This window comes from Mesorhizobium sophorae (assembly GCF_002270415.1).
GTDB lineage: Bacteria > Pseudomonadota > Alphaproteobacteria > Rhizobiales > Rhizobiaceae > Mesorhizobium > Mesorhizobium sophorae.
This window is the reverse complement of sequence record NZ_NNRI01000022.1, coordinates 253,125-269,465: the sequence shown is the minus strand read 5'-3', so window position 1 is coordinate 269,465 and position 16,341 is coordinate 253,125. Positions and strand designations below refer to the sequence as shown.

The following is a 16,341-nucleotide window of genomic DNA, read 5'->3' as shown; positions in this document are numbered from 1 at the left end:
CCACCTGGTGGCTGCACCTTTCACCCACGCGGATGTCGCACCGAAGTTCCGCCGGCCATGTCCCTTCAGGTAGTGTAGCCGCCCGCGAGCGCGCCGTTGGTAGCGAGTGAGCGGCGTGTCGTGAATATCGGCACTTCCGTTGGTTTGGTTGTTGAAGCCAACCCATTTCGGAAGGAGAGAACGAGAAGGCGAGAAGGCGCTGACCGCCGTTTCCAGGAAGCCACGTACAGGGCATCTCGACATATTCGGTTGACGACCTGGTCAAGGCCAAGGGGGATGAGCGGCATCTCCAAGAGCCAGGTCCGTCGGCTGGCCGAGGGGGCGAGGAGATCGACGCCTTCCTCGAACGGTTCGAGAGGGCTATTGGCCCTACCTGAGTATCGACGCCACCTACCTGAAGGGCCGCCGGGGTTGGCGGATCGTCTCGGTGACCGTCATCTTCGCCCGTCGCCGTCAATGCGGAATGCGGACGGCCGGCGCGAGGCCGAGCCGAACTGGACGGAGTTCACGCGCAAGCTGACACCTCGCGGCCTGAGCGGCGTCAGGCCTAGGAAGGCAGAGGCAGTCGTTAGCAAAGTGCAGTGCTCGACATCGCACAGGGGGGCCATTTCACGAGAAATGGTACCGCCCATGCCGGCAAGGGCGGCCCCAGGGTTGTCTCAGCCATCATTGCCACCGCTTTCGCCTTTCGCCCAGGATCCAGCACTCCGCATTAACCGCTGTTTACAATAAATTCACACAACTTCACGACCGCAAATCGCCGACGATGATACTTTCGCGACAGGTCTTGAGACTAGGCGCGTCAAAAAGCCTGACGTCGACTCGTTTTGGACTGAGGCACGGCACGGCATGCAACTGGGGATCAACAGCTAATGGCCAAAACAGTGCTTATCCTGGTTGAAGGCTCGAGGACAGGTCGGTTGTACATCCAGGCGGCCCAGCGTCTTGGCCTACATCCGATTACCCTGTCGGCTGATCCAGCTCAGTACGACTATATTGCGGCGGAAGGGGCTGAGGCGATCCGTGTCGATACAGACGATCTCGCTGCCTTGATCGGCGAATGTTCCCGGCTGGGTACGACCAATGACATTGCCGGAATTACGTGCGCCAAGGAGTCGGTCTATGCGACAGTTGGCAAGCTCTGCCGGTATTTCGATTTACCGGGACCAAACCCTACTTCGATTGAACGATGTTGCGACAAATTCACCCAACGTCAGCTCCTCGCGGAGGCCGGCGTTTCAGTACCGTCTTATCGATTGGCAACGAATGCGGTGGACATAGAAAGCTCTGCCGCTGAAATTGGGCTGCCGGTAATTCTTAAACCAGCCGTAGGCGTCGGTAGCAGCGGTGTCCGATTATGCCGCAACTTCGATGAGTTGGCCGAACACGCGACCTATCTGTTCTGCGGAAAGCACGTCTGGCAATCTTCGCCGCGGATACTAGTCGAAGAATTCGCAGAAGGCCCATACTATAGTACCGAGATAATGGGAGATGAGGTCATCGGGATTTACGCCGGGGAGTTCGGCCCCGAACCGTATTTCGTGTTTCGTGAAGTGACCCTACCGGCCCTACTGACTGATGAAGAGCAAGAGCGGATAGTCGATGTCTCGCTGAGCTGTTTGCGCGCTCTCGGCCTTGGTTGGGGGCCAACCTGCATAGAATTCCGGTGGACGAAGCGTGGCCCGGTCGTCATTGAAGTTAATCCGCGTCTTGGTGGCGCGCCCGGTCCTCAACTGGTTCAGCTGACTTACGGGCTCGATCTCGTCACCGAGCACATCAAGCTTGTCATAGGCGACCAATGGAATCTGCGCAAACGGCATTCGCAGGTTGCGGCTGCACGAATCCTGGTTCCTGATCGCGATGGCACCCTTGATTGGATCGACGGCGACAATCGCGCAACTGCTGTTCCAGGCATCGCCGAGGTTGAATTCTATATTGGACCCAATACGCCGATCGTCAGGAAAGGCGATCACCGGGACTGGATCGGACATGTTATCGCCGCCTCACCCAGCCGTGCTCTAACCGAAGCGACGCTTCAGCGTGCCGTCGATCTAATCGATTGGTCGATCGCACCATTTCCGACGCTTGGCGAATAGAAATTATCGGCAGCACTCAATTTTTCCGCACAAGGGGCAGGGCGGCGTCAGATTGGTAGGTAATCGCCGTCCGAACGTTGATGCAATTGAGAGCGAGAGAGACGCAAGTCGACGAGATGCCGAACTTTGTTCCTGACCGCTCGTGCAACTGAAAGCTGTTGAATGCAAGAAGAGATTACGGAGATATGTCTTGCGACGAGGACGAGCCAATTGCTTTCGGCTCGCCGGCTGATCGTGAAGATTGGCTCCGCAGTGGTTGCCGATATAGAGACGGGAGAGGTGCGCGGTCCTTGGCTTGAAACGTTGATAGAGGATGTCGTCCGATTTTTCGCACGCGGCCAGCAGGTGATCATTGTCACCTCCGGTGCCGTTGCTGTTGGATCACGTCACTTCAAGCAGCTGGGCAGATCTTTGCGAATTGAGGAGAAGCAAGCGGCCGCCGCGATTGGTCAGATTCGACTGATGCTCGCTAATGAACAGAGCTTGAAACGCCATGGGTTTGGCCTGGGGCAGGTGCTATTGGCCCGCGCAAATGTAGACGACCAGCGCTGCCGCCGCAATGCGCGGTCAGCCTTTCAACAACTCCTCAAAGTTGGCGCCGTACCCGTTATCAATGAGAACGACGCGACCGCAACGCCCGAGACCTGTCTAGGCGACAATGATCGGCTGGCGGCACGGGTCGCGCAAATTGCTGAGGCCGACGTTCTCATTCTGCTTTCCGACGTTGATGGCCTCTTTACGGAGGATCCACACGACAACCCGATGGCTCGCATGATCCCACAGGTGTCGCGCATTACCCCGGAGATGGAAACCATGGCCAGCCTTTCCCCCGCGCGCCATGGTTCGGGCGGCATGATAACAAAGTTGATGGCAGCAAGGATAGCGATGGAAGCGGGCTGCAACGTGGTCATTGCGAAAGGAAACAAGTCTTACCCGCTCGCCGCCCTCGAGAACGGTGCGCCATCAAAATGGTTTATTCCAGCCGCGAAGGAGACCGCAACATGGGGAGTCGTTTGAAGAAATCCGCCCAGTTTGAATTGCCCAGCCGATCGTCGTTTGGACGAGTGCCTACAGTGGCTCGGATGCACTAGCGCAAGCAGGGACCATCGCCTTGGTGGCAATGGGCCAGGGGAGGTCGGTCCACTTCTTACAGCATGAGGCCAGATCGTCACTCCTCCGCACTTCAAACAATGTGACAACACCATTCGAACGAATGCGTGCACGAAGAGGGACCAAGGGTTGGCAACTCCCATCGCGGCGAAAGCAAGATTCCCAATTAGACGACAAAGCTTACCTGAAATGCTTGTTGAGGCTTTGCGAGAGCGCATTCTTAGCGGCGAAATTCGGGACGGCGACTCCCTCCTGCAGGAAACTATCGCAAAAGAGTATGAGGTGAGCCGAGTGCCAGTTCGCGAGGCACTCCGACAATTGGAGGCGCAAGGACTGGTCTCCCTCAGAACGCATAAAGGCGCCGTCGCCATTTCAATGAAGCGCGAGACAGTTATCGAACTGCTAGATCTCAGGATCCTTTTAGAATGTGATATTCTATCGCATGCACTTACTCGTTTTCAAGAATCAGACTTATTTGCTGCCGAGGCGATCTTAGATGATTTTGAAAAAGAATCTCAGGACAAACGCATCTCTCAACATGGAGAGATGAACTGGCAATTCCACAAACGCCTATACCTCCCGTCTAACCGTTCTGAAACATTGGCGGTAATTGAAAAAATACACCTACGCACCCATCCACTTGTTCGAGTACCGCTTGTGGTGTCTGGTCGAATTCACGCTGCCGACAAGGAGCATCGTGAGCTTCTGCGGCTTTGCGGTGCGCGCAATTCCGACGCAATAGACTATCTTCGTTGTCATATATGTAACGCTATCAAGTTGTTATCATAAACAAACTTTTTGGGTTTCCATTTCCTGCTCCGCATCTTCCCCAGCGAGACGATGGGCTAAGGAAGGCTTTTAGGTGAACATCGCCGTTTCGGCGCCGGCGCCCTCCTGCGAAGTCGGATAAACCGTCCGCACAGGATCCGAGCAGATTGCGACGTTTGCTGCATCGCAGGAATTTGCCCTTGATGGGTCAAACTGTGGTGCCGAAATATGAACTTGGCTATCCTGGCGCCACTGATCAACAACGCGCTAGCTAGCCCGGAAAATTCATGGGGGTTGGCGGATGTGGTGCAAGCCGTTGAAATGACGTAGGATTTGGTTGCTTAAGCCGATCCGAACCATTTCCCGGAGACCACACCCGCCATGAATGATCTTACGCTGCCGCTGAGCGGTTTGTCATCAGTCGGCGGCAAGTCCGTCGTCGCCCGTTTTGACGGCGGCATGTTGTCCTCGAACAGTGGTGTTCTGGCTCTGGCCGAGGTGGACCGTGTGGCGCGTTGCATCGACGATCCGCGCTGCCCGGACCAGGTCATCCACAGCCTGGCGGACATGATCGGCTTTCGCATGAAGATGATCGCCGCCGGTTATGAGGATGGCAACGACGCCAACCGGCTGCGCTGCGATCCGATCTTCAAGATGGCCCAGGATGCGCTGCCTTCGGGTCGGGATCTGGCCTCTCAATCGACGATGTGCCGGCTGGAGAACCTGCCTGGCGTGCGGGAACTGGTCGTTATGGGCCGGGCGATGGTCGACCTCTATTGCGCTTCCTTCCGCCAGGTTCCGAAGCGGATCGTGCTCGACATTGACGACACTTTTGACGCCGTGCATGGCGGCCAGCAGCTCCGCCTGTTCAATGCCCATCACGACGAATACGGCTTCCAGCCGATTGTTGTGTTCGATGGCGACGGCCGGTTCGTCGGTGCGGTCCTGCGACCAGCGAAGCGGCCGAGCGGGGCATAAATCCGCCCCCACCTGCGCCGCCTGGTGCGGGCGATCCGGAGCAATTGGCCGAACATCCGGATCCTGATCCGGGCCGACAGCCACTATTGTAGTCCGCAGGTCATCGACTGGTGCCGCGCCAACGATGTCGACTTCATCCTCGGCGTGGCGCCCACCACGACCCTGCGCAAGCATGTCGCGGACCTGGAGAGCAGCACGATGGCGCGCCTTGAAGCATCGAAGACGAACAAGGTCCGCCGCTTCAAGGAGTTTTTTGACGGCGCCGCCAGTTGGAGCCGCGTAGAGCGCATCATCGCCCGCGTCGAGGTCGGCGCCCAAGGTGCCGATACCCGCTTCATCGTCACCAACCTTGCAAGTGGCAAGGCCAAGGCGCTCTACGAGGATGTCTACTGCCGGCGCGGCGCTGCCGAGAACCACATCAAGTCGTGGAAGACCGGTTCACGATGGGCTCTCTTCCGCGCGAGACTTACAACGACGTCGAACAGTTGGTCGTGGAACTGCTGCGCGATGCGGACAGGTGGGCTACCGTCGACGAGATTTCCTCCACTGACGGGGGCATCGCCATGCTTCGGGCTGGTAACCTGCTGAGGCGTCGACGACTGGGATGCCTGAAGGCAGACTACCTCATCGCCGGGGATGACGGGAAATCCGGTTTGTGATCGGACTTCAGTTCCTCGTACTTCGGGAAGGGCATGTCGGCGGTCGTCTCCAGGCCGTAGCCCCTCATGGCGACTAAGAACTCGAGAACTGAGAGGCGCCCGCTTAGGTCGCACGCTAGGACCTGTGGCACCAGCGGCTTCCCTTTAACCTCCAGGGCGGCGGCGGCGCTCTGAGCGCAAGGAAACAGGCGGCCGACAGACAAATCGTCGCCCGCCATCCTCGATGCGACGAACTCGGCGAAATCCGTGGCGTCGACGCTCCCGACACGGTCGGCATGGCAACCCACCATGTATCGGTTGGAAGTACTCGCCGCGGTCGCGACGTCCGCGAACACCGCAGGCGCAGGGCGGAGTGTCGGCAGAAGTCGCGTATCGCACCCTTCTGCATCGGTCACGACCCGAGGATAGAAGAGATAGTACCCCATTCCGGTTGACAACAGGTTGTCGAGTTGTCTCCCTTCATTGCGCCCGACGTTGGCTCGGTCGCGCTGGCGGGCGTCCGCGTGCTTGGCTTGGATGAGAACGACGCGAAAGCGTGGCAGACCCAGCACAGACGCGCCGACGACAATGGCAAGGTCGGCACCCATATGATCCTTGGTCCGCTCCATCTTCGCGGCGCCGGCGTGGAGATATTTTCCCGCCGGTAGGCCGCAACCAGCAGATCTGTAGGCTCGGGCTACATCATCGAGCCGTCTCAGCAAGGTGTCGTGAACGGAGGAGTTGACGGCTGGCTCGTCCAGGCTTCGATCTCGAAGGACGTGGTGGGCGGTGGCTTGCGCGGTGGCATACAGGATCGCGGAGACTGTGTTACCCCAAGGCCAAGCCTCGATGGCGGAGATGTCCGCATTGTCGGTCGCCGTCTCGCTCGCTAACTTAGCAGCGATGCCCGAGAGACGAGAACGCTCGAAACGCGCCTCAATTGCGGTCGCGTCGGAAGGCAGTCGGCCGATGCCAATATCTCGTCTTTGGAGCACCTCGTCCGCAAGACGCTGGAAGGCCCGAGAGACGGGGTGGTTCGCATCCCAAAGAGAGGGATCGTGGAACGCCCGAAGGGGGTCGTCTGAAGGATTAATTTCGTCTTCACCGTCGACATATTCGTCACGCGAAGGTTCCGCCGTAGGCAAAAGCCACCGCCGTGGTCAGAACCGAATCGCGCCCGCCATGTCAACGAGGTAACAACATCGCTGGCGGACCAAGGGCAAACCGTCCAGCTTTTGAGGGACTGGACCGATCTTGTCCCAGTACAAAGCCGCGATCGCCTCGCGAACGCGAAGAAACCTCCCCCGGTATGCGTCATGACCTTGCCCGAGGGGTGAGGAGGACCTCGTACTTACTGGCCCTCCCGGGCCCCCGCGGAAGACTTCCACGAGCCGGCCGAGCAGGACCTCACATACTTGCGAGCAAAGATGTTAACAGCACTGTGAATTTCGAGGATCAGGGAGGGATGGGGCTCGCACCTATCTATTATTTCGTTACGATTGAAATGGAAGCATAAGATTCGGAACGGTCCAATGCGTTCGACGGTAGCATCGATCGGTTATATTGCAGATCAGGAGACGAAGGTTGACTTGCTCCGAAATGAGGCAATTTCCAAGGTCATCGTAGACCTGATTTGCAGGTCTAAGACTTCAGTGACCATAGGCGTCCATGGTGACTGGGGCGCAGGTAAGTCAAGCGTTCTTCATATGTTAGAGCACGCGTTTGGAGAAGGCTCTGCGAAGGACAGCGGCAGCTTGTGCATCCGATTCAACGGATGGGAATTCCAAGGTTTCGAGGATGCCAAGATCGCGCTGATCGAGGGTATCGTCACGCAGCTCATCGAAAACAGGACGCTTGGGAACGAGGCCAAAGCCCTTCTGAAGCGGATCCTCAAGAGCATCGACCTTCTGAAGGTGGCGAAGCGCGCCGGAGGCGTGGCGATGGATCTCGCCATGGGAGTGCCGCTCATGACGATGATGGCGATGGCGGAGTCGTTCGCCACGAATCCTGGCACCGCCGCCACTGCAGAGAACGCGCGGGCTGCCGTATCCGAGGTTAAAGGCGTACTCAGGGACTCACCCGGCCAGGCATCCGTGCCTAAGGAACTTTGGGATTTCAAGGAAGCGTTCGGTCAACTCCTGAAGGAGACAGGGGTCAAGCGTCTCGTCGTCCTCGTCGACGATTTGGACCGTTGCCTTCCTGAAACAGCGATCCAGACGCTCGAGGCCATCCGTCTGTTCGTATCGCTTCCGAACACCGCGTTCGTCATCGGTGCGGACGAGGCCATGATCGAATATGCGGTAAAGGACCACTTCAAGGACCTTCCTGAAGACAAGATCAGGGGTGGATATCCAAGGGCTTACCTGGAGAAACTGATCCAGGTTCCTTTCAGGATACCGTCCCTGGGAGAGGCCGAAACCCGTATCTACGTAACTATGCTGCTGATCGGGACGGCCGTTGGTGAGGACCACGCCTCGTTCAAGAAGCTCCTCGCTCGGGCAGGTGAATTGCTGGCGCAGCCTTGGGAGCGGAAGGCACTAAGCGACGACGACCTGACGGCGGCGTTCGTCGCTGTCCCGGATGGTGTCGCCCTTCTTGCGGCTACCGCAGACACCATCAGCCCGGTATTGGCACAGGGAACCCAAGGCAATCCAAGGCAGATCAAGAGGTTCATCAACGCGCTCAACCTCCGCCTGGCTATCGCAGAAGCCCGGGGCTTCGGGGATGCGATCGATGCCGCAGTGCTGGCGAAATTCATGTTGGCGGAGATGTACCTGCCTGACTCCATGTTCAAGCATATGGCTGGCACCGCCGCATCCTCGGAGGACGGCCTATGTGGGGATGTCGCGACGCTTGAAGCTCTCGTTCGAGCGTCCGCGCCGAGACAGGCGGACGAAGACGAGGCGAAGTCGGAAGACTTGTCCACGGATGGTCTCGAACTGGCTGCGGAATGGGCGACCCAGCCCGAGGTGGTCCGCTGGGCTCGCGTCGAGCCGAGGATCGGGAAGATTTCCCTGAAACCCTACCTGTTCGTCGTCAACGACAGGCAAAACTTCGTCGAAGGCTCAAAGCCGATGTCGGCGAAGCTGAGAGCGCTCGTCCAGAAGCTCCTCGGAGGCGAGTTTGCGGTTGCATCTGCACGTCCTGATATCGAACAACTCGACGGTGCTGAGGTCGAGCAGGTTTTCAGCCAGTTCAAGTCGATGCTCCTCATGGAGAAGTCGTGGAGCACCCAGCCCGCTTCCGTCGATGCGCTGTCGGCGATCGTCGCGGCCCACCCGGCGTACCAGGGACGATATGTGGAAGTCCTGGAACAACTGCCCCCTGGTAGCCTCGGGTCATGGGCGAGTTCCAAATTCACCAGCACCTTCACGTCGACCGCGGCAGTAACGCGATTCGAGCGACTAAAAGCCAGGTGGTCGAAAGAGGGAGGGGCTCCGCTGAGGAAAGCCGTCGAAGTGATGACGAAAGCGAAGGGCGGCTGACATGGGGACGTCGACACCATTCCGCGGTAACAAGAACGGCAATCCTCTGCTCCCTAGCTGGCTGGACGACGCTCCGCCGGGCGGGCCCCCAATATCACCTGAACCTCTTCCCGAAGACACCCCATCCCCGCCGGCCTCGGATGATGGAAATCCGTCTCCCGGTAATGACAAACGCCAGGATCCGGCGGATCGGATGCCTGCACAGCCCGCAGAGGAGCAAGACCCGAAAACCTACTTTAGGCCCGGGCGAACGCTTATGAACAAGCGTCTGCGATCGAGTGATAGCGGCGACAGGAAGAAGGGCTTAGACAGACTTTCCAGGTCGATCGGATCGTTTGTCCGACAGGGATCGGGCGGTGCAGGAAATGCCTCACGGCGGCTGTCATCAACGAGCGGCGGAGCCGTCGCACGCTTCGGCGACATCCTCTTCGAAGCCGCGAGCGAAGGCATTCGCGAAACCGTCCGACGACTGAACCTCGAAGCGCTCGCAAGCCGATCCCTCGCAGAGATCTACGCGTCCCTCGTCGATTTCGTCTGTGGAGACGGCGGCGACCTCGAAGACTCCATGAACCGCGACGCATATATGCACGCGCTCGAGGAAATCATTGCCGTGCCGGAAATCGACCTCGAGAAGCCATCGGTGGATACTATCAATCTTCTGATCGAACGCTTCATCGCCGGCACCATCGACAACCGGATCAAGAACGGGATCGCATCGGGTATCGTATTGCTGCCCAAGGATATCGAACAGGTAAAGTTGGCGCAGGCGGATATCAGGCAGTTCGTTGGTGGCGCGGTGAAGGAGGCCATGGCAAGGACTGGCAAGTTGTTCGCGCGCAGCGCCATACGCGAGACGATAGACCGCGTATACGAATGGGCGATGGCCGTTCTCGGAACATATGGCGACGATACAGCCGGAGAACCCGCATGACTAGATACGTGATCTCCGGCGTGCACGGACAGGAAGACCGATACCGCCCGAAAGCTGAAGTGGACGAGGTTGTCACCCGCTTCGATCTACTGAATACAGGTGGACATCTCGCATTCGGCGTTGATCGAACGCTCATGCGAATGGCGGCGATGAGTCTTTCCCCGACCGCGATCGGCGTCGATCTAATCACACTGGCCGTGCTCGTTCATACAGCCGACACAAGGGTCAGCAGGCTTCAAACTTCCCAGGATGGGTGGACGCGGGAGCTTTCCATTGTTGTCCCGGTCAGCGATCCTGACCGCTGGAACGCGGCGGTCCCGACACTCGACCGGATGCTCAGATTCCTAACTGGCGATCTATGGAGGGTTCGCTTTAGGTCGTTAGCCGGAAAGAGGCCCGGCGCCAGTCGCGTGCCGCGGGTTATCCGGCGGGAGGACTTCGATGGCGTATCACTGTTCTCGGGCGGTCTCGACAGCCTCATCGGTGCGATCGACGAACTCAAGGGCGGTAGACGGCCACTATTCGTCAGCCATGGCGGAGAGGGTGGTGTTAGCGGCCCTCAGCGTCGGCTTTTCAGGACGTTGGACAGCCTAGGCATTTCCAAGAAGCCATTAGCACGTGTGCGGCTAGGGATGGTGATCCCACACCACGTTTTCGAAGGGACCGCAGGGGAGAATTCGACCCGGGGGCGCTCTTTCCTGTTCATTGCGCTGGGAATATTCGCCGGAACCGCTCTGAAGAAGTCGTTCACACTGCGTGTGCCGGAGAACGGATTGATCTCGCTCAACGTCCCGCTAGACGAGACCCGGCTCGGGAGCAACAGCACGAGGACCACGCATCCGTTCTACATCCACCGATGGAACGAGTTGCTCGTCAAGATCGGGATCGATGTGACGATCGAGAATCCTTACTGGAACCGCACCAAGGGGCAGATGGTCGCCGAATGTGTCGATGCCGATGCACTGCAGAAGCTCGCGCCGATGTCTGTCTCCTGCGCTCATCCTTCGACGAAGCGTTGGTCGGCGGAAAGCGAGTCGCACTGCGGCTACTGCCTTCCTTGCATCATAAGGAGATCGTCGTTGCTGAAGGCACCATGGACGCCGAAAGACGAGACCGGCTACGCCGTTCCGGACCTCACCGCCGAAATTATGGATACCAACAAGGCCAAGGGGCGGCAGATCCGTGGATTCCAGTTCACTATCGCCCGGTTGGCTGAGAATCCCGAATTCGCGAAGCTTTGGATTTACAAACCCGGCTCCCTCGCGGAAGACGCGGCCAAGGTTCCCGAACTGGTTAGGGTTTACGAAGACGGTATGGCAGAGGTAGCGGAACTTCTGAAGGGCGTCAGGGCCGCTCCGCTGGACCAACGAAGTGAATGAACCGCTTGTAGACTTCCATTGCCATCTCGATCTCTTTCCGGACCTCGAGCAGATCGTCCGTGAGTGCGAGGCTCGAAGGGTGTACACGCTAGCGATGACCACCACGCCGCGGGCGTGGGCCAGGAACCGTGACGCTGCTGCAGCCACCAAGCACGTGCGCGCGGCTTTGGGCATCCACCCGCAACTCGTCACGACTCACGGCAATGAGATCGAGCTCTGGGAGAAGCTTCTGCCGGAAACGCGTTATGTCGGGGAGGTGGGCCTGGACGCGGGTCCGGCGCATTTCAAATCGCTCCCCCTACAGCGAGAAGTGTTCCGTCGGGTTCTGGAGGCCTGCGCAACGCTGGGCGACCGTATCTTGTCGGTTCACAGCGTGAGGGCGGCGACGCCGGTCCTCGACATGATCGAGGCGCATCTGCCGCCAGGACGCTCGAAGGTCGTGCTTCACTGGTTCTCGGGAAGCAAGGCGGAGGCCCGGCGCGCCGTCGAAATGGGTTGCTGGTTCTCGGTGAACGTGCCGATGCTGAGGAATGAACGGACCGCTTCGATCATAACGTCGGTGATTCCTCTCGACCGGATCCTCACCGAGACAGACGGACCTTTTGCAGAGGGACTGTCGGGACCCGCACGCCCAAAAGACGTTCGAATGGCATTGGATCTCTGCGCACCTGCACTTGGCATAGAGCGCGCGGAGGTCGGGAGCCACGTCCTGCGGAACATGAGGGGTCTATTGACTGTGTGATGTTCGAGTCCGTTCTCAATGGAGAAGACCCGATGGCGTAAGAATTTGGACCCTTAACCGCTGCAGCCAAGGACCGGACAGCCAGGTAACGGTGCCACCAACACGGCCAACGCGTGCGGGTCGAAAGTCGGCCTGCTTACTCGCACTTTTGCTATTTCACATCAGGGTGAGCAAACTTCGTGTGTCGAATGAGCGATCTACCTTGACGTTGAGCGAGATTCAGTGACGCGTCAGGCTCCCTACTGATTGGGATTACCTAGCGTTTGTCCCCCCACAGATGGCACACTTGTCGCGCAATCCGTTCCTTCTCACCTTTCCAGCGATCTGAAGAGCGGCCGTCGAGCCGCTCCAAGTACACAACATTGGCTTTCAGGTACCCAACTTTGGGTGTGGCACCACCTCGGATGTCACTCAGCTGCACCCGCTCGTGGCACCACAAGTATCGCACTTCTCGCAAGTCCCGTTCCGCACCATCGTAAAGTTCTGGCATTCGGAGCAGGAATTGCCGGTGTAGCCCTGGAGCAGTGACTTGGCGCGGCGGTCGTTGGCGAGTTTCTTTGCCTCGGCCGCTTCATTGGCCGCGGCGTCGGTGAACAGTGCCGCCGTGGCGTCCGAAGCAGCACCCGCTGCTTCCTCGAAAGCGATGTCCTCGGCCAATTCCTTTGCCCGTTCCTCATAGTCGCGCTTGTAGGCGACCGCTTCGTCGGTGGCCGGCTTCAGCGCCAGCACGTTGGAGCCGGAGAAGGCGGTCGGCACTGAGCGGGCAGGGGCGCCCGAGGGAGCAGCAAAGCCCTTCGGATCGTTGCCGCTCACCCGCGACACCAGTTTCACGGGGGAGGCGCCGCGGGTCAGGCCCTTGGAGACCGCATCGGTCTTGCCTTCGCTGATGCCACGGCCAAGCGCGGTGTTGGAAAAGTCCGACTGATCGACATGGGCGAGGTCGTTGCGGCCGAGATAGGAAATCGCGAGTTCCCGGAACACGTAGTCGAGGATCGACGTCGCGCTCTTGATCGCATCATTGCCCTGCACCATGCCGGCCGGCTCGAACTTGGTGAAGGTGAAGGCGTGCACATATTCGTCGAGCGGCACGCCGTACTGCAGGCCTAGCGAGATGGCGATGGCGAAGTTGTTGAGAAGGCCACGCAGGGTCGCGCCTTCCTTGTTCATGTCGATGAAGATCTCGCCGAGACGGCCATCGTCATATTCGCCGGTGCGCAGGAAGATGGTGTTACCACCGATCTTGGCCTTTTGCGTGTAGCCCTTGCGGCGGCCGGGCAGCTTCTCCTGCTCGCGCGACACGCGCTCGATGATGCGCTCGACGATCCGTTCGGTGATCTGTGCGGCGCGCGCCGCCGCCGGTGCGGCGATCAGCTGTTCGATCGCCTCGTCCTCGTCGTCCTCGCCATCGGCGAGCAGCGAGGAGTTGAGCGGCTGCGAGAGCTTCGAGCCGTCGCGGTAGAGCGCGTTGGCCTTCAGCGCCAGCTTCCACGACAGCATGTAGGCGCCCTTGGCGTCTTCCACCGTCGCGTCGTTCGGCATGTTGATGGTCTTGGAGATGGCGCCGGAGATGAAGGGCTGCGCAGCCGCCATCATCTGGATGTGGCTGTTGATCGACAGCGAGCGCTTGCCGATCTTGCCGCACGGGCTGGCGCAGTCGAACACGGCGAGGTGTTCGGCCTTGAGGAAGGGCGCGCCTTCCAAGGTCATCGCACCGCAGACATGGATGTTGGCGGCCTCGATGTCCTTCCTGGAGAAGCCCAGCGCTGGCAGCATCTCGAATGAGAAGTCGTTGAGCTGCTCGTCGGTGAAACCAAACGTCTCCTTCACCCAGTCGGCGCCGAGCGTCCACTGGTTGAAGACGAATTTGATGTCGAAGGCCGACTTCAAGGCTGCGTTGAGTGCTGCGATCTTCTCGTCGGTAAAACCCTTCGCCTTGAGCGCGCCGGGATTGATTGCAGGCGCCTGGTTGAGATTGCCGTGGCCGACCGCATAGGCCTCCATCTCGCCGATCTGGGCTTCGGAGTAGCCGAGCGTGCGCAGTGCTTCCGGCACGGCGCGGTTGATGATCTTGAAGTAGCCGCCGCCGGCCAGCTTCTTGAACTTCACCAAAGCGAAGTCAGGCTCGATGCCGGTGGTGTCGCAATCCATGACCAGGCCGATCGTGCCGGTCGGCGCGATCACGGTCGCCTGCGCATTGCGATAGCCGTGCTCCTCACCGAGCTCGATGGCGCGGTCCCAGGCGGCCTTGGCGTGCACCGCAAGGTCCTGCTGCTTCAGGTCGGAAGCGACCAGCGGCACCGGGTTCACGGCGAGCTTCTCATAGCCCTGCTTCTCGCCATAGGCGGCACGGCGATGGTTGCGCATGACGCGCAGCATGTTCTGCGCGTTGCGGTCGTAGTCGGCGAAGGCGCCGAGTTCGGCGGCCATCTCGGCCGAGGTGGCATAGGCCGTGCCGGTCATGATCGCGGTGAGGGCGGCGCAGATGGCGCGGCCCTCGTCGGAGTCGTAAGGGATGCCCGACGTCATCAGCAGGCCGCCGATGTTGGCGTAGCCGAGACCGAGCGTGCGGTATTCATAGGACTGCTTGGCGATCTCCTTCGACGGGAACTGCGCCATCATGACCGAGATTTCGAGAACGACGGTCCACAGCCGCACGGTGTGCTCGTAGGCGGCGATGTCGATCGTGCCGTCGGCGTTGCGGTAGGGCAGAAGGTTGATCGATGCCAGGTTGCAGGCCGTGTCGTCGAGGAACATGTATTCCGAGCACGGGTTGGACGCCCGGATCGCACCGGCGGAGGCGCAGGTGTGCCAGTCGTTCATGGTCGTGTTGAAATGCAGGCCCGGATCAGCCGACGCCCAGGCGGCGTAGCCGATCTTTTCCCACAGGTCCCGCGCCTTCAGCGTCTTCAGGACCTTGCCGTCCTTGCGGGCGGTCAGGTGCCAGTCGGCATCGTCCTCGACAGCGCGCAGGAAATTGTCCTTCAGCGACACCGAATTGTTGGAGTTCTGGCCCGAAACCGTGAGGTAGGCATCGGAATCCCAATCGGTGTCGTAGGTCTTGAACGACATCGACGTGTAGCCCTGCTTGGCGAACTGGATGACACGGTAGATGTAGTTCTCCGGCACAGCGGACTTCTTGGCCGCCTTGATCTCGCGCTTCAGCGCGGTGTTGATCGACGGGTCGAAGCAGTCGTCGTCATGGCCTTCGCAGTTGACGCAGGCCTTCATGATCGCTTCGAGGTGCTTCTTGACGATCTTGGAGCCGGTCACCAGCGAGGCGACCTTCTGCTCTTCATTGACCTTCCAGTCGATGAATTCCTCGATATCGGGATGGTCGGCGTCGACAATGACCATTTTCGCGGCGCGGCGTGTCGTGCCGCCCGACTTGATGGCGCCCGCCGCGCGGTCGCCGATCTTGAGGAAGCTCATCAGGCCGGACGAGCGGCCGCCGCCGGACAGTTTTTCGCCTTCGCCGCGCAGCAGCGAGAAGTTGGAGCCGGTGCCGGAGCCATATTTGAACAGGCGCGCTTCACGCACCCAAAGGTCCATGATGCCGCCCTCGTTGACGAGGTCGTCCTGCACGCCCTGGATGAAGCAGGCATGCGGCTGGGGATGCTCGTAGGAGGATTTCGACTTGGTCAGCTTGCCGGTGAAAGGGTCAACATAGAAGTGGCCCTGGCTCGGGCCGTCGATGCCATAGGCCCAGTGGAGGCCGGTGTTGAACCATTGCGGCGAGTTCGGCGCCACGCGCTGGGTGGCCAGCATGTAGGCAAGCTCGTCGCGGAAGGCGCGCGCGTCTTCCTCCGACGCCTTGAAGTAGCCGCCCTTCCAGCCCCAGTAGGTCCAGGTGCCGGCCAGCCGGTCGAAGACCTGGCGCGCGTCGATCTCGGAACCGTAGCGCTCGGCTTCCGGCAGCTTGGCAAGCTCGGCCTCATCGGCGACGGAGCGCCACAGGAAGGAGGGGACGTCGTTCTCCTCGATCTTCTTCAGCCGCGCCGGGACACCAGCCTTGCGGAAATACTTCTGCGCCAGGATGTCGGCGGCAACCTGTGAGAACTGCGCCGGCACATCGATATTGTCGAGACGGAACACCACCGAGCCATCCGGATTCTTGATCTCCGAAAGCGCCTTGCGGAATTCGATCTCCGCGTAAGCAGATTGCCCTTGCTTGGTGAAACGACGCTCGATGCGCATTGGTCCGATCCCTTTTGTCT

Annotated in this window: 9 protein-coding genes and 2 pseudogenes; 9 read left to right on the top strand and 2 right to left on the bottom strand. The window is 59.7% G+C overall.

Annotated elements, in window-relative coordinates; translation table 11 throughout:
• Positions 1 to 181 precede the first annotated feature (181 nt).
• The 5 genes and pseudogenes from CGZ66_RS41170 to CGZ66_RS32335 form a co-directional block, all read left to right on the top strand.
• Positions 182 to 686, top strand: a pseudogene (locus CGZ66_RS41170) (transposase); the annotation flags it as partial.
• Positions 687 to 872: 186 nt separating this feature from the next.
• Positions 873 to 2,096: an ATP-grasp domain-containing protein gene (locus tag CGZ66_RS32350; RefSeq protein WP_095090764.1), complete on the top strand. Its 1,224-nt coding sequence runs from the start codon at positions 873 to 875 to the stop codon at positions 2,094 to 2,096.
• Positions 2,097 to 2,258: 162 nt separating this feature from the next.
• Positions 2,259 to 3,113 carry a glutamate 5-kinase gene (proB, locus tag CGZ66_RS32345; protein WP_095090763.1) on the top strand — a complete coding sequence of 285 codons (855 nt, stop codon included), beginning with the start codon at positions 2,259 to 2,261 and terminating at the stop codon, positions 3,111 to 3,113.
• Between the two features lie 222 nt (positions 3,114 to 3,335).
• Positions 3,336 to 3,995 (top strand): GntR family transcriptional regulator, encoded by a 660-nt coding sequence (locus CGZ66_RS32340; protein ID WP_143748925.1) that lies wholly within the window; start codon positions 3,336 to 3,338, stop codon positions 3,993 to 3,995.
• A gap of 360 nt (positions 3,996 to 4,355) precedes the next feature.
• Positions 4,356 to 5,540 (top strand): annotated as a pseudogene (locus CGZ66_RS32335) (IS1380 family transposase).
• Positions 5,541 to 5,571: 31 nt separating this feature from the next.
• Here CGZ66_RS32335 and CGZ66_RS32330 read toward each other — a convergent pair.
• Positions 5,572 to 6,735, bottom strand: coding sequence for a hypothetical protein (locus tag CGZ66_RS32330; protein ID WP_095090761.1), 1,164 nt, complete (start codon positions 6,733 to 6,735; stop codon positions 5,572 to 5,574).
• A gap of 387 nt (positions 6,736 to 7,122) precedes the next feature.
• Here CGZ66_RS32330 and qatA point away from each other — a divergent pair, with 387 nt between their 5' ends.
• From qatA to qatD, 4 genes are all read left to right on the top strand, one after another.
• Positions 7,123 to 9,075 (top strand): Qat anti-phage system ATPase QatA, encoded by a 1,953-nt coding sequence (gene qatA / locus CGZ66_RS32325; protein WP_095090760.1) that lies wholly within the window; start codon positions 7,123 to 7,125, stop codon positions 9,073 to 9,075.
• A 256-nt stretch (positions 9,076 to 9,331) separates the two neighbouring features.
• A complete protein-coding gene (gene qatB, locus CGZ66_RS32320) occupies positions 9,332 to 10,006 on the top strand; it encodes a Qat anti-phage system associated protein QatB (protein ID WP_095090759.1) in 675 nt (224 codons plus the stop codon).
• Positions 10,003 to 11,385, top strand: a complete 1,383-nt coding sequence (gene qatC / locus CGZ66_RS32315; protein WP_095090758.1) for a Qat anti-phage system QueC-like protein QatC — start codon at positions 10,003 to 10,005, stop codon at positions 11,383 to 11,385. The genes qatB and qatC overlap by 4 nt, the downstream gene beginning before the upstream one ends.
• Positions 11,378 to 12,127, top strand: a complete 750-nt coding sequence (gene qatD, locus CGZ66_RS32310) for a Qat anti-phage system TatD family nuclease QatD (protein WP_095090757.1) — start codon at positions 11,378 to 11,380, stop codon at positions 12,125 to 12,127. The genes qatC and qatD overlap by 8 nt, the downstream gene beginning before the upstream one ends.
• Before the next feature lie 411 nt (positions 12,128 to 12,538).
• On the opposite strand, the gene CGZ66_RS32305 is transcribed toward qatD, so the two are convergent.
• Positions 12,539 to 16,321, bottom strand: coding sequence for a vitamin B12-dependent ribonucleotide reductase (locus CGZ66_RS32305; RefSeq protein ID WP_095090756.1), 3,783 nt, complete (start codon positions 16,319 to 16,321; stop codon positions 12,539 to 12,541).
• Positions 16,322 to 16,341 lie beyond the last annotated feature (20 nt).

What these genes read in the sequence shown, in the direction of transcription:
- qatC (WP_095090758.1), top strand. Translation starts at nt 10,003, where the DNA reads ATGACTAGATACGTGATCTCCGGCGTGCACGGACAGGAAGACCGATAC.
- qatB (WP_095090759.1), top strand. Translation starts at nt 9,332, where the DNA reads ATGAACAAGCGTCTGCGATCGAGTGATAGCGGCGACAGGAAGAAGGGC.
- qatA (WP_095090760.1), top strand. Translation starts at nt 7,123, where the DNA reads ATGCGTTCGACGGTAGCATCGATCGGTTATATTGCAGATCAGGAGACG.
- CGZ66_RS32350 (WP_095090764.1), top strand. Translation starts at nt 873, where the DNA reads ATGGCCAAAACAGTGCTTATCCTGGTTGAAGGCTCGAGGACAGGTCGG.
- CGZ66_RS32305 (WP_095090756.1), bottom strand. Translation starts at nt 16,321, where the DNA reads ATGCGCATCGAGCGTCGTTTCACCAAGCAAGGGCAATCTGCTTACGCG.
- proB (WP_095090763.1), top strand. Translation starts at nt 2,259, where the DNA reads ATGCAAGAAGAGATTACGGAGATATGTCTTGCGACGAGGACGAGCCAA.